The sequence below is a fragment of the Alteromonas sp. G4i13 genome (genome assembly GCF_054960505.1).
Genome location: NZ_JBHNYX010000036.1, coordinates 33,146 through 46,849 on the forward strand (window position 1 = coordinate 33,146; position 13,704 = coordinate 46,849).

Here is a 13,704-nt window from a genome sequence, read left to right on the forward strand (position 1 = left end):
CTACGTAACCAATGCTAACTGAAACCCTTTGCGCCGCCCGTTTACGTGCAATTAACGTCTTAACGTGCAACCAGCAGTACGCAAACCCTCGAAAAGGCTAGAACTTAATGCAAACAACAAGCACGCACAAAACCAGCAAGAGTCGGAAAGGCGCACTATTGGTTACGCTCTTTGCCACCTCTTTTTTTACCTTTGCTCAGTCGAACACATCTGAACAAATTGAAATGAAGGGCAGTATGGGCACTACTGTAAAGGGTAATGTTCAGGCGTCCTTCGATAACCCCTGGGCCATGACATTTTTGCCAGACGGGCACAGCTTGGTAACGGAAAAAGCTGGCACTCTATGGCTGCTTGATGAAAACCAACAGAAGCGTTTTGCTGTTAGTAATGTTCCAAGTGTTACTGCGCGCGGGCAAGGCGGTTTAGGTGATGTCATTATTCACCCTGACTTTGTGTCGAATAACACCATTTACATTTCGTACATTGAACGAGATGAAAAAGACGATGCGTTCAGCGGTGCGGTGATAGAGCGGGCCACGCTTACCTTATCTGATAGTGGTGCGAAGTTGACTGATAGAGAGCTAATTTGGCGTCAGTCGCCGAAGGTGACGGGGAATGGGCATTACTCTCACCGCATGGCGTTTTCACCTGATGGCCATCTGTTCATTACCTCGGGTGAGCGCCAGAAATTCACGCCAGCACAAAATATGGCGATGAACTTAGGTAAGGTGCTGCGCTTAAACGACGACGGTAGCGTGCCTGAAGATAATCCGTTTTATGGTCAAGGCAACGTAACAGAACAAATCTGGACGTTAGGTCACCGCAATCCGCTAGGCATTGATTTTGATGAGAAAGGTAATTTATGGGCTCATGAAATGGGGCCGCGCCATGGCGACGAACTTAATATTATTGAACGAGGTCGCAACTATGGTTACCCAGCGGTGTCGCAGGGCGACCATTACTCAGGCGTGAAAATACCTAACCACGAAGACTACCCCATCTTTAAGTCGCCTGAATTGGCATGGGTGCCTGCCATTAGTCCTGCCGGTTTCATCATTTACAAAGGCGATAAGTTTAGCGACTGGAAGGGAAATGGTTTTATAGGCGGTTTGTCTTCAAAAGCGCTGGTTCGAGTTGCATTTAATAAAGACGATGAAGGCAACTGGAAGGTGGAAGAAGCAGAGCGCTACGAATGGGGTAAGCGAGTACGCGAGGTTGAGCAAGACAGTAAGGGCAATATCTATGTGCTTGAAGATAAAGAAGGCGGAAGGCTGATAAAACTCAATTCACTAAACTAGACGCTATGTAAGCAGAATGAGCCTTAAACATAGGCTTTGAGGGCACATAAATGCACATCGATAAGTGACGATAATGTGTGCTCTCAAGCTGCGATAGCTTCATCAGGTATTGTTCTTGAGTGACTCTTTAAAGCCTTTTTCTTTTAAATGACGCTTTTTCTAAGTTGGGCAACATTTTTTACACCCTAAAGGATAAATATGTAGCAAGAACAAGACGGTTTCGCAAATGGTTTTAGGTGTATCTGCGAGTACCTTTACGCCATGAGCAATCAATGGAGGAGTTTAGTATCCACCCGTTGAGCGATGTGATACGTTGCTCTTTAGATGAAAGTATAAGTTAATCTATTCAAACCTCAGGATCCTCATGTCACAGCCCCCAAAAAACATTAACTTTGAACGTTGCGAAGACGAGCCAATACATATTCCCGAAAGTATACAAAGTTATGGTTTTCTTATTGCGTTTAATTACAAGGACTTGAAGATTTCAATTGTCAGTGACAACTGCGAGTCAGTGTTCACTGAGCCGCTCATTGGTAAACACTTTTTAGAAATACTCTCATCAGATACGAATGAACGAGCATTTCTTGAAGAAACGTTTGATAGGGTTACAAAAACCAAGATTAGGCTGCCCATTAAGCTTCACTTAAAAGCCTCGATGTTAGAGGAAGGAGCGGCGATAGATTATTTGGCGGTGGTTTATGATTCTGGTCACAACTATGTTGTTGAGCTAGAGCCCGCTACCGAATTCAGAGATACCTATAGCGCAGAGCAATTTATCAAACTCTATGCTATGTCTATTGCTCCGCGCTTTAAAGAAATGACGTCACTAAGAGAGATGGCTCAAGAAATGGTCTCGACCATTCGGTATCTCACAAATATGGACAGGGTAGTACTTTACAAATTCAATGATGACTACTCAGGGAAAGTTATCGCAGAAGCTAAAGCCGATGATATGGACTCATATCAAGACCTGTATTTTCCTGCGTCAGATATTCCTGCACAGGCTAGAGCGCTTTATAAAACTAACTGGGTAAGACTAACCCCTGATACTGAGTTACCTCCTGCAAGGCTAATTCCATCGACTGAAGCGTCAGGCAGAGAGCCGCTGGATCTCACTCGCTCGCTGCTGCGAACTTTTTCACCTATTCATCTTCAATACATTAGAAACCAAGGTTTGCGGGCTTCATTTTCGATCTCTTTAGTAACGGACGGCGAGCTTTACGGGCTAATTTCTTGCCACCATCGCGAGCCTAGTTATATTCCACAAGATGTTAGGCTTCAGTGCGAAAACCTGAGTCAGCTGTTTAGCTGGCATTTATTGGCGAAAGAAGAGGAAATTGCAAAGCATAAGAAGTATGCAACTGACGAAGCAGTTGATGCCATGCTAGACAGAATAGGTCCAGCAAATCCTATCAGTCGCGTAGTTAAAAGTGGTGAAAAAGCATTTTTGGAAGCGCTTAATAGTTCAGGGTTTGTTTATTATTCTCAGTACGAGACCATTACCCTCGGTTCTACTTTACCGATAGAACTCATCAAGGAAATCTTTTCCAAAGCAAGCAACCAGGGTGGATTCCCATATACCAACGACGCGCTTTATGACGATTACCCAGAAGCACGACAGTACGGTATTGCTGGCATAATGATTATTCCTCTGTTTGAAAAGAAGCAATACTTTACCGCATGGTTCAGGAAGGAAACCCATCGCGTCCAAAAGTGGATTGGCGCTGAAGATGAGAAGTCTGAAGATGCACCAAAAGCTCAGCGACTTAAACCCAGAGCTTCGTTCACTATCCATACCCGCACTATTAAAGGGCGCTCAACGAGTTTTGATAAGGCGGATGTTGATACTGCCAATCGACTGAACAGGATGTTTCTTGTTTATGCACTTGATGTGCAAGAACGCATGCATATCAGTATTCAAGAGCTTGAAAAACAAGATAATTACAGAAATGAATTTCTTGCCACGTTAGCTCACGAATTGCGAAATCCGCTGGGACCTATTATGTCTGGCGCAAGTATTTTAGAAACGGTTGACGATGATAAAACGCGTAAAAGAGTGACGGCTATTATTAATCGCCAAGCGGAATACATGTCAAAACTTATCAACGATTTGATGGATGTATCGCGTATTACGCGAGGTAAGGTCAAGCTTGAGTTTGAAAAACTGAGTATTCAAGACGTGCTGTCAGATTCCCTTGAAATTGTTGATCAGCAGGTAAAAGCGAAAAAGCATAATATAACCGTAAATTATCTTGAAAAAGATGTGACGGTTTATGGCGATAAAGCGCGTTTAAGTCAGATATTCTCAAACATTATTCACAACGCTGCTAAATATACGAGTGAGCAGGGAAGGATAACTGTAGATATCAGAGAGGAAGGTGTCATGGTTGTCGTTGCTGTTAAAGATAACGGCATGGGGATACCTGAAGACAGGCTTAAAGACGTATTTAATATGTTCACCCAAATTGAGGCGCACTCGACACACACTAAAGGCGGTTTGGGAATAGGGCTTACGTTGGTGAGTAAACTTGTAATGCTGCATCACGGTGATGTGTCGGTGATGAGTGAAGGATTAGGCCGAGGAAGTACCTTTGAAGTTAGACTTCCCATTTCTAAAATGGCTTATGAGCAGTCTGACAATCAGGAAGTTGAGCCAACTATTCAAAGCCAAACCAAAGTTATGTTCGTTGACGACAATGCCGATCTTATCGATGCATACTGTTTATTAGCAGAGTCTATGGGAGTGACTGCCTTAGGTATTACTTCTCCTAAAGAGGCTGTCGCTGAATTCAAGGCGTTTAAACCTAACTTCGTATTTCTTGATATCGGTATGCCAGATATTGACGGTTATGAGCTGGTTAAAATGCTGAAAGCCTTACCTGAATCAGAGAATGTTAAGTTTTATTCTCAAAGCGGGTGGGGCTCAGAGAAATATGTAGAGGACTCCCAAGCGGCAGGGTTCGATCAGCATTTCGTGAAGCCCTTGTCAAAAGACACAATTCAGTCGGTACTAAGTTAAAACCTCTTTTAAGAGGTTGAAGCTTACCGACTGAATGACTCAAATGCTGTGAAACGCGTTATAATGCCGGACAAACGTAATTAGGAATAAATATGAAAGTCTGTGGTGTAGATTTAAAAGGTAATGAAGCAATTGTTAGTTTGGTGTCGCTGGCTGACGGCTTGTTTCATTTGCCTGATTGCCGTACGCGCCGTTTAACGCTTGCCGATACCAGTGCGAAGGGGCTAAAGAGCTTCCAAAGCACCTTCGCTAAACTTGTAGAAGACTACAAAATTGATGCAGTGATAATTCGTCAGCGCCAAAGCAAAGGTAAATTTGCAGGTAGTGCAATTGGCTTCAAGTTAGAGGCTGCCATTGAATTGATTGAAGGGCTTCAAGTTGTAGTATTTAGCCCAACGGATATTAAAGAATCACTACGTAGAAATCTGCTTGCAGTGCCATTTTCTGACACGGGTTTAAAACAGTTTCAAGAAACCGCTTTTACAACGGCGTACGCGTGGCTTATGAAAAATGAGTATGCCTCGCAAGAGTCGGACGAGTAATAATCGGGAGCGGTTAGCTCAATGTTTATTTTCAGTTTATTTAATTGTGCCTGCATTTAGTGTGCGGGCGCTAGTTATCTTCATTGTCAATTTCCGAGATTGATTTTTAGATGGAATATGGCAGACTTTAATTAGACGCAGTTATCAAAAGAACACGGAATGTCAAAAGTCGTTTTTTCTCCAAAGCTGTCACCGCAGCTAAACTACACTACTCTGCTCTTATCTGTTTTCTCAATTTTCTTTGTTGCTAGGCTTATATTTCTTCTGGATATCGATGAAGACAAGCTATCCATCCCGGTTTTAGATTTTATAAACCTCTTCGCCAATCTAGAGTTTTTTGCTCTAGCTCGATTGCCTGAATTTTGGAATTTCAGTGATTTAACGTTTAGTAACCTATTAGCAAATTTACACACTACAGCAAACGTATACGCTGCCATTTCTTTAAGCATTTTCCTTATTGGGTTGCTGATTTTTCACCGTAACATGACGCAATTGCCATTTCGCTATTGTGGATTAATGTTGCTTGTTATGGGGTGGATGCATCTTCTAGCAGCAAAGCTCGTGTTGCTCTCATCATTACCTATATTACTTACAGGGCCTGTTTTAGCTGTGGGGTTAATCTCTGTCGTCTATTTTAGTATTCCTTGTTTTTTCATTGAAATTATTTATTTACTTAAGCGAAAAGGGCATCAGTGAAAAAGCTATCTTTCTTGGCTGTCTTGTTTTCTTCCTCTGCAGTAGAAGCAGTGTCAGATGCTGTCATTGAGTATCAAGAAGTCGCGGCTAATACCATCATGCTTTCTATTATATTGGCATTAAACCTATTGTTTTTCTTTTCACTTTTAACGATAGCCGGAATTTTAAGTAAAAAGCGAGTATCAGCTTTAAAAGCGGCTGAAACGTCTGCGAATCATGATCCGCTTACTGCATTACTTAATCGCAGAGGTTTTGAAGCTGCAATGAGTATAAAAGACGATGCCAGTGGCTTTCTTCTCATTGTAGATATCGACGACTTTAAGAAGATTAACGATACTTATGGACACTCTTATGGCGATAAAGTCCTTCAGGAAGTTTCCACACGTTTATCAAGTGTGGTTAGAAGCGGAGATGTTCTCGCTAGATTAGGAGGAGAAGAGTTCGTAATTTTTGTGTGCTCTGAAGATAAAATAGAAAAGTTAGCTGATAGGTTGGTAAAAAGCGTTTCTAGCGAATCTTTTTATTTAGATAATGGTGTGAATATCCAAGTTACAGTAAGCGTTGGAGTTGCACCAATTAACGATTTTTACGCACAGTATGAATCTGCTTATCAAAAGGCGGATAATTCTCTTTATGAAGCTAAAAAACAAGGAAAAAATCAGTTCGCGGTTTCATTATCTCATTGTGTAAGCCCACAATGATGACTAACGTTCATAGTGCGAGAATAAATGAACGTTCTTTGCGTCCTTCCTTTAAATTACCTTTTCTTAACTTTTTCTCTTAATTCTAATAAAGCGTTGTATAGCACTTCTAATTGATTACTCAATTTATCTGCTGTTTTGTGCTCGTTACGTTTTATGGTTAATTCTATTGAACTTGCCAATTCCGCAAGCGTATAAGCGCCGATGTACCGAAGAGCAGTTGTGAAAATATGCGCATTTCGCGCAATAGAAGGGAAATCACGATTATCTATGGCTTGTTTAAGCGCGTTAAGCTCATCTTCTAGCTCCAGAAAATCGTTTAGTAGGTCATTATAAAGTTCATCATCACCCATTACCGCCTGTAATGCTTTAGGCTTGTCTATGGATGTCAATGATGATGCCTCTATTCTCGCCTCGCCGGTTACTTCAGTGGTCGCCGTCGACTTTCCTTTATTTAGCACTTCAACAAGCACGTCAAAGAAGCGATTTGGGTCAACCGGTTTGTTGATGTGGCCGTCCATGCCCGCTGCCAGGCTCTTGTCGATGTCTTGCTGCATGGCGTGAGCCGTCATGGCAATAATCGGCAACGTTAACTTCAGCTCATCTCTGATTTTTTTAGCTGCTGTTAACCCGTCCATAACGGGCATTTGGATATCCATCAATACCACGTCATAGCTGTTATCTTCACGTAAGGCTTTTATGGCTTCAAAGCCGTTGCTAACCACTTCAATATTTGCGTGGGTGTCGTTTAACAGACCAAGGGTTACTTTTTGATTCAGTGTATTGTCTTCTGCGAAAAGGATCTTCGTTCCGCGCAGATTAGGCACAGGCGCAGCATCTGCTGGTAGGGTTCTAGTGTTCACATTTAAGCAAAGCTCTTGTAGCTTATCTACAAGCTCACTGGTGCTAAAAGGCTTTTTAATGAAGGTTCGAATACCTAGTTGGTTAGCCTGCTCTCGCATATGAGGCGACTCGAATGCATACAGCATTATCACCTTCGGTGGCTTAATTGAAAACTCCTGTTTCATGATGGCTGCGACTTCCAATCCATCAATGTCAGGCATATTCCAATCTAAAATAAGTACGTCGTAAGGCGCACTGTTTCCCACAGCAGCACGCATTTTGGCTACGGCTTCTTTACCGCCGGTCGCAACATCTGCTTTAATGTTAGCTACTGATAGCGACTCGATAATAGCGTCGCGCGACACGCCAATGTCATCAGCAATAAGCACCTTAAGTAACGAAAGTTGCTTAGACGGCGATACAATTTGTTGGGAAGCATCCTGTTTAACGGTTACGGTAAAATGAAAGCTTGCGCCTTTTCCAAGCTGGCTCTCAACCCAGATCTCTCCGCCCATTAATGTGACTAACTGCTTACATATTGCTAAGCCTAGGCCGGTGCCGCCGTATCGACGAGATATAGACTCATCACCTTGATTAAATGGCTGAAATAGCAATGCCTTTTGTGTGCTGTTTAGCCCAATCCCTGTGTCTTTAACTTCAAATTCAAGCTGAATGTCTTCTATATTATGCGTGCATCTAACGCTTACCGAAATCAGTCCATCCTCGGTAAACTTAAGAGCGTTGCTAACTAAATTGCTTAGAATTTGCTGTATGCGTAACGGGTCGCCGATAAGGTTTAACGGTACGTCACGTGATATATGCTGAATAAGCTCTATGTGCTTTTCCTCAGCGCGCCCTAAATGCAGTCTAATGGTTTGGTTTACTAGCGCGTCTAAATTGAATTGCGTCGATTCAATATCAAGCTTGCCCGCTTCTATTTTCGAGAAGTCGAGTATGTCGTTAATTATACTTAGTAGCGTTTGCGACGCGCCTTCGATCTGAATAAGGTTCGTTTGTTGATCTTTATCTTCTGCAGCCCGCTGCGAAAGCTTGGTCAGGCCAATAATGGCGTTAAGCGGCGTGCGAATTTCGTGACTCATGCGTGCAAGAAAGTCAGATTTTGCTTTTGTTGCTTTCTGAAGGTCTTGAGTAAGTGCATCGAGCGCCTTACGCTGTTGGCGAGTTCTAAGCCATAGGCCAACGACTAAGCCCAATGAAAGGATCACGAAACCGATGAAATACAGCTGAAACGTGTTTTGCTTTTTCTGTATAAGGTTACGCTGCTCTTTTAGTTGGTTGTCTTTCTCTAGAAGCTTGATGGTTTCTTCTTTTTCGGAAATAGAAAGTCGCACGCGGTTAAGGGCTAACAATCTTGATTGCTGTTCATTAAAACTTTCTTCATATGTTTTAGTGTATAGCTTTGAATATTCTAACGCGGCTTCAAAATTGTTGGTTGATTCAAGGAGTGAAATGAGCTTTTCCAACATGCTTAGAACCACTGACTTGTCGTTTTTTATAGCGTCTTTTTTTAATCCACCTTCAAGTTCGCTAATAGCCAAGTCTATTTGATTGCGTTTAATGTAGATGTCGACCAAGCGCAGTAGTCTAGACCCTTCGTTGTATTTAAAACCAACTTTGCGGTCTGATTCCGCAGCGCGGTTCAACATAGTCAGCGCTTCAGTTAAATTGCCTTGGGCGATATGTAGCTCAGCCATTTTGGTATGAACAATACCAATAAAGGGGTAGTGCACCTCTTTGAACAATTCTTCTGCCAGCAGAAGGCTTATTTTAGCGTCTTGATAGTCCCCCAGTTCCGTTTGCGCGTAACCTTGGAAAAAGTAAGCAATGGCTTTGTTTTCTTTATCATTTAAACGCTGGGCTGCGGCGAGGAAGTTTTGACCTAGCTGCAACATCATTTCGTAGTTTTGCAGCGACATGTACACATTGCCCATAGCGCTATATACAAGCAAGGCGTTATCGCTATTTACTTCAATGAAAGCAGCAAGGGATTTGTTGAGCGCTTCGAGTGCACGAGCATGCTCTCCTGACAAGTCCAAAATTAGCCCTTCTAAGCGAAAAGACTCTGCCAGCGCCATGGTGTTGCCGCCTTTTTTCGCAAGCTTGCGGGCTTCCAACAGAGTTTCGTACCCCGCAACAAGGTCTTGCTCAAGAATGTGCTTATAAGCTCTTAGATTGAATAAACGGGCTTGCTGAAAAGCGTTCGGGTGGGCGTCGAAGAAATAGCCTAGCTCGGTGAATGTGGTTTCTACAGACTCATCGTTGTTTTGAATTCGCTGCTTCAGTTCGTCTAGCGTAGTGACTGATGATGTGGTGTTAAGTGGTTCTTTTAAAAACGCAAAAGTAGGAAGCGCCATCGTAAAACAAACGATAGCGAAGATGCATTTCAAACGGCGCTTCACTTTCTACTTCAGCTAGCTTAAAAAGATAACGACTAGTAGCTAATTACGCGGGTAGCTTTGCTTGTATCATCAAAGCGTTTGGCTACTTCGTCCCAGTCTTGATCTTTAATTAGCTGAAGATCTTCACCAGATAAACCGTACTTTTCTGCAGTGCCCACAGGGTCCTTTTTATACGCATCCATTAGTTTGCTGTTGCTGTCTAGCTCAACCAAGAAATCTACAATTGTTTTCTTTGCCATGTCGTTTTTTCCTTTTAGTTTACTTTTGGAGATCTAAAGTCAATAACTTGCTGCTCAGTTAAACCTAGCTTTGCCAAACGATCCTGACGGTATGCTGGCATGCCAAGTGAGGGTACAACTAGGGTCGAAATTAATGTTGGCTTGGCGAACTGTAATTCGCGAAGCAACACTTTTTGTATTTTTGGCTCGCAAAGGGGCAGGGTGGCTGCCTCGTAAATAATCAGCTCGTGATCTTCTGGGTAGTGCTCGGCTAGAATGTCAGCCAGCATGGCAAGCCCAGATTCACTGTGATTAGCATCTAACACGCTTAGCGTTGCTTCTCCGGCTAAACCTATTTGCCAGATGATTTGCGTCATGTGAGGATCAATTCGGTAATCGCGAAACAAAAATTGAGTTGCTTCATAAGACTGACAGCCAAAGCGAGAGGGATCTATTCCCAAATCCGCAATTAAGCAGTCTTCTGCAGACACGCCAGGGAGCATTTGCGCATCTAGGCCAAGTTCCCGTACTCTGCGAATAGCCTCATGAGAAGGCGTAACAAATACGCCTGGGTGACCATAAAAAGCCACGCACACTTTTTTACCTTCAACAACTGACTGCACGATGCGGTCGGCCATTTGGTCATAGGTGACAGCGCGAGACTTTCCTTCCTGATAAAGGTCGTCTAAAGACACACTGTTCGGGTTAATATTGGTGACCACGTGTTCACCAATTTTGTTCATGATCCCCATGTACACAATGTCAGCATTTTCGATGTGGCTTTTGGTCGCTATCGTCATTTGACCCGCAACACTGATTCCAGTGCCAACTACAACTAGCGATCCCTTAGGAGTATGTTCTTGTCCCTGAATTAGCGTCATATTTTCCTTTACCACTTGCTAATTGTGATTCACTCAACACTATAAATTAGATTTAGGGTATTTGCTACGTTCACTGATTTATAGCATCTACCATTGCTTTCACATCAGCGTATCGGCAGTTTTCACAAGAACCAAAGCCCTTTACTTGTCTCACTTTAAATCGAGTGAACAAAGGCATGGTCATGCCAGTTAGAAAACGACAGCAAATAGATGATGTGATTGGGCCATCAAATTTTCCGCTCAAATGGGCTTTTAGTGCTGCTATGGCCTCTGATATTTGGTCTGGGTTCGGTGTGGGAATTGGGTTTGAATAGCTGAGCTTAGCCACATTTCCCTGACATACACTGCAGTGCCCGCATTCATTGGGCGCTTGGGAATCGTCAAAATACGCCGATAAGTTATAGCTTAAGCAAGTATTGAGTTCGAAGAAGCCTACCAGCGCGGCGATACGTTCTAATTCTTTGCGCTCGTTTTCAGCGAAATAGTGAGCCAGATTATTAGCTAAGTCGGCACTTTGTAGTTTTTCGTAGTCCACGCGGTATACGTCAGTTATTAAGCGTGATGCAAGCTCAATATGATTGTGTTCATGTAAATACTCTAGTGCGGCAACCACTCTTGCACGCTCTGCGCCGTAATGCTGATAAATACTGTCGAAATCTACAATGCCCCACACCTTTTTCATATTTGAATGAGTGAATACGGCGTCTAGAAAGCGAGCCCGTTCTTCTGAGAAAAGGCCGAGTATGGTGGTTTTCTCTGAAATAAAGCGAAATTTATATTCAGCAAAATAGGCATACAAAGGGCGAAGAACGTTGGCGAGTTCAAGCTGTACCAGCAGGGTTTTAAGCGGAAGCTGTCGTATGTTGCTGGCACTCGATAAGCTATTTATTTGCGTTTCCCACTGGTAAACATTGTTTTTGCCGTTAGTAGGTGAATCATTTTGCGCCGCTGAATTTATGTGAGCGGGGACCTGTGCGCTGATATCATCTATTACGCGTTGAATGGCGCTTTTGTCTGGTGTATCGCCATAAACGAAGTTCTCTATGGTGACTAGCCCGTCAAGGTTTGCTAAAACCGTGCAGTTTGCGGCTTCACCGTCTCGCCCACCACGGCCAATTTCTTGACTGTAGTTTTCAATAGACTTTGGTAAGTCGTAATGAACAACAAAGCGAATATCCGACTTATCAATGCCCATGCCAAATGCAATGGTAGCCACAACAACTTGAAGCTTATTGTGCATAAAATCTTGCTGGATACCTTGTCTTACATCACTGTCGAGACCAGCGTGGTAAGCCTTTGCAGCAAACCCTTGTTGCTGTAGGAACCGGGCTACTTCTTCTGCACTATTTTGCAGCGTGACATAAACGATACCCGCGCCTTGCTGTTTTTGAATTTCTTCAAGTAAGGCTTGGTTTTTATATGGTTCATGTACAGGGCGAACATGCAAGTTCAAGTTAGGTCGATAAAACCCTGTTTGAATAATATTAGCTGGCGCAATATCAAAGCGCGCTGCCATATCTTCTTTTACTTTTTTAGTGGCAGTAGCTGTGAGCAGAAGTACTAAAGGAATATTAAGCTCTTTCTGATACGCGGGGAGTTTTAGGTAGTCAGGGCGAAAGTTGTGGCCCCACTCAGAGATACAGTGTGCTTCATCGACAACTAGCATACTTACCGGAATAGACTCAATGAACTGCCGAAAACGTTCGTTCTTAAAACGCTCCACCGACACCATCAGAATTTTACACTGGCCTGACCGCACGTCGTTCATCACTTGCTTGTTTTGCTCGGGCGTTAGCGTGGAGTCTATACTGGCTGCTGCAATGCCTTTGCTATGAAGAAACTCCAGCTGATCTTTCATCAGTGCTAACAGTGGTGACACAACCAAGGTCAAGTGTGGCAATTGCGTAGCAACAAACTGATAGCACAATGATTTGCCCGAGCCAGTGGGAAAAATCGCTAGCGTTGAATTTCCACCAAGCAGTGATTCCACTGCCTCCTTCTGTCCCTCGCGAAACGCCGAAAAACCAAACAGCTGCTGCAAAATATTGGGGTCAGAGTACATTAATAAGCTTCCAAGTCGCGATATAAAAAATGGGGTCAGAGTACATTAACTTATTTCCAAACAATTTGTGGTTAAGTGTTCGCAGGTTTGAGCTAGTTGAGCCAACGCGACGTTTCTAAAAATAAAGGGGTCAGAGTACATTAAGCTATTTCCGAGCAATCAGCGGTTAACTGCTCACTGATTTGCGGTGGCCTACCCAACGCTTCGTGTTTTAAGCGGTGCCCAGTCAGGCTTTCAATTTGCTTTTTAAATGTATCGCTTCCCAGTACTAGTCCTCTTCGAGTACCGCTTTTAATTTTATTTATGACAGTTTCAGAAAGTTCATCATCGAACAGAGCGCGGTAAGCGGCAAGACGCTGGCTTTCTGAAGCTCCTAAATTTAGGTATACAGGATGAGGACTGTGCAGTGACGAAGGTGTGCCTAACGCATTTATTCTGTAGCTTGACCATTTATATTCAACCGGCTTTTCGACCATGTTCGCTCTTACAGGGTTTAGCTCGATATATCTATAAACCGTGAGAAGATATTCGTCGTTAGAAACCAGACTGGAATGAAACCTTCCTTCCCACAACGTCCCAGAGCGCTCATATTTGTGGTTAAAGTACCTCACATACATGCGGCCAAGCGCTTGCATCATTTTGCTTACGCCAAGGTTATCAAGCTTAGGAGTGCAAAGTAAATGAACATGATTGGTCATCAATACCCAAGCATGTATGCCTACATCAAATTTTGCAGAGAACTTTTTAAGCCAGCTAATATAGGCGATGTAGTCGTTTTCACACTTAAAGCATATTGAGCGATTGTTACCTCTTTGGATGACATGTTGAGGATAGCCTGCGGGAGCCAAACGAGGTTTCCTTGCCATAATTTCACCAAATTCCTTTCTATATTCTCTCTACTAAAATGAGTGAATTAAGAAAAGGCTACAACCCTGTACCTATCAAAACTGGTCTAACGGGCAAGCTGAAAGAATGAAATGAATGGCTTGTTTGGCTCTCTTAAATTAGAAAATGTACTCTGACC

Annotated in this window: 10 protein-coding genes; 5 read left to right on the top strand and 5 right to left on the bottom strand. The window is 43.1% G+C overall.

Annotation, left to right across the window (positions count from 1 at the left end; genetic code table 11):
* The first annotated feature begins 107 nt into the window (after positions 1-107).
* From ACFI6J_RS16160 to ACFI6J_RS16180, 5 genes are all read left to right on the top strand, one after another.
* On the top strand, positions 108-1,298 hold the full coding sequence (locus ACFI6J_RS16160; RefSeq protein WP_462556013.1) for a PQQ-dependent sugar dehydrogenase: 1,191 nt from the start codon (positions 108-110) through the stop codon (positions 1,296-1,298).
* Between the two features lie 364 nt (positions 1,299-1,662).
* Positions 1,663-4,317, top strand: coding sequence for an ATP-binding protein (locus ACFI6J_RS16165; protein WP_462556010.1), 2,655 nt, complete (start codon positions 1,663-1,665; stop codon positions 4,315-4,317).
* A 92-nt stretch (positions 4,318-4,409) separates the two neighbouring features.
* Entirely contained in the window at positions 4,410-4,859 is a 450-nt protein-coding gene (locus ACFI6J_RS16170) for a DUF3010 family protein (protein WP_462586270.1), read from the top strand.
* Positions 4,860-5,018: 159 nt separating this feature from the next.
* Positions 5,019-5,555 (top strand): hypothetical protein, encoded by a 537-nt coding sequence (locus ACFI6J_RS16175; protein WP_462556006.1) that lies wholly within the window; start codon positions 5,019-5,021, stop codon positions 5,553-5,555.
* Positions 5,552-6,256, top strand: coding sequence for a GGDEF domain-containing protein (locus ACFI6J_RS16180; RefSeq protein ID WP_462556003.1), 705 nt, complete (start codon positions 5,552-5,554; stop codon positions 6,254-6,256). The genes ACFI6J_RS16175 and ACFI6J_RS16180 overlap by 4 nt, the downstream gene beginning before the upstream one ends.
* Before the next feature lie 56 nt (positions 6,257-6,312).
* Here ACFI6J_RS16180 and ACFI6J_RS16185 read toward each other — a convergent pair whose 3' ends face one another.
* The 5 genes from ACFI6J_RS16185 to ACFI6J_RS16205 form a co-directional block, all read right to left on the bottom strand.
* Positions 6,313-9,474, bottom strand: coding sequence for a hybrid sensor histidine kinase/response regulator (locus ACFI6J_RS16185; protein WP_462556000.1), 3,162 nt, complete (start codon positions 9,472-9,474; stop codon positions 6,313-6,315).
* A 77-nt stretch (positions 9,475-9,551) separates the two neighbouring features.
* A complete protein-coding gene (locus ACFI6J_RS16190; RefSeq protein ID WP_014977183.1) occupies positions 9,552-9,758 on the bottom strand; it encodes a hypothetical protein in 207 nt (68 codons plus the stop codon).
* Positions 9,759-9,772: 14 nt separating this feature from the next.
* Positions 9,773-10,618, bottom strand: coding sequence for an SAM-dependent methyltransferase (locus tag ACFI6J_RS16195; protein ID WP_049587937.1), 846 nt, complete (start codon positions 10,616-10,618; stop codon positions 9,773-9,775).
* A 70-nt stretch (positions 10,619-10,688) separates the two neighbouring features.
* Positions 10,689-12,680 (bottom strand): RecQ family ATP-dependent DNA helicase, encoded by a 1,992-nt coding sequence (locus ACFI6J_RS16200; RefSeq protein ID WP_462555993.1) that lies wholly within the window; start codon positions 12,678-12,680, stop codon positions 10,689-10,691.
* Positions 12,681-12,820: 140 nt separating this feature from the next.
* The gene (locus ACFI6J_RS16205) at positions 12,821-13,546 is read right to left on the bottom strand and encodes a transposase (RefSeq protein WP_278344490.1); all 726 of its coding nucleotides are present in this window, start codon (positions 13,544-13,546) and stop codon (positions 12,821-12,823) included.
* Between the last annotated feature and the right edge of the window lie 158 nt (positions 13,547-13,704).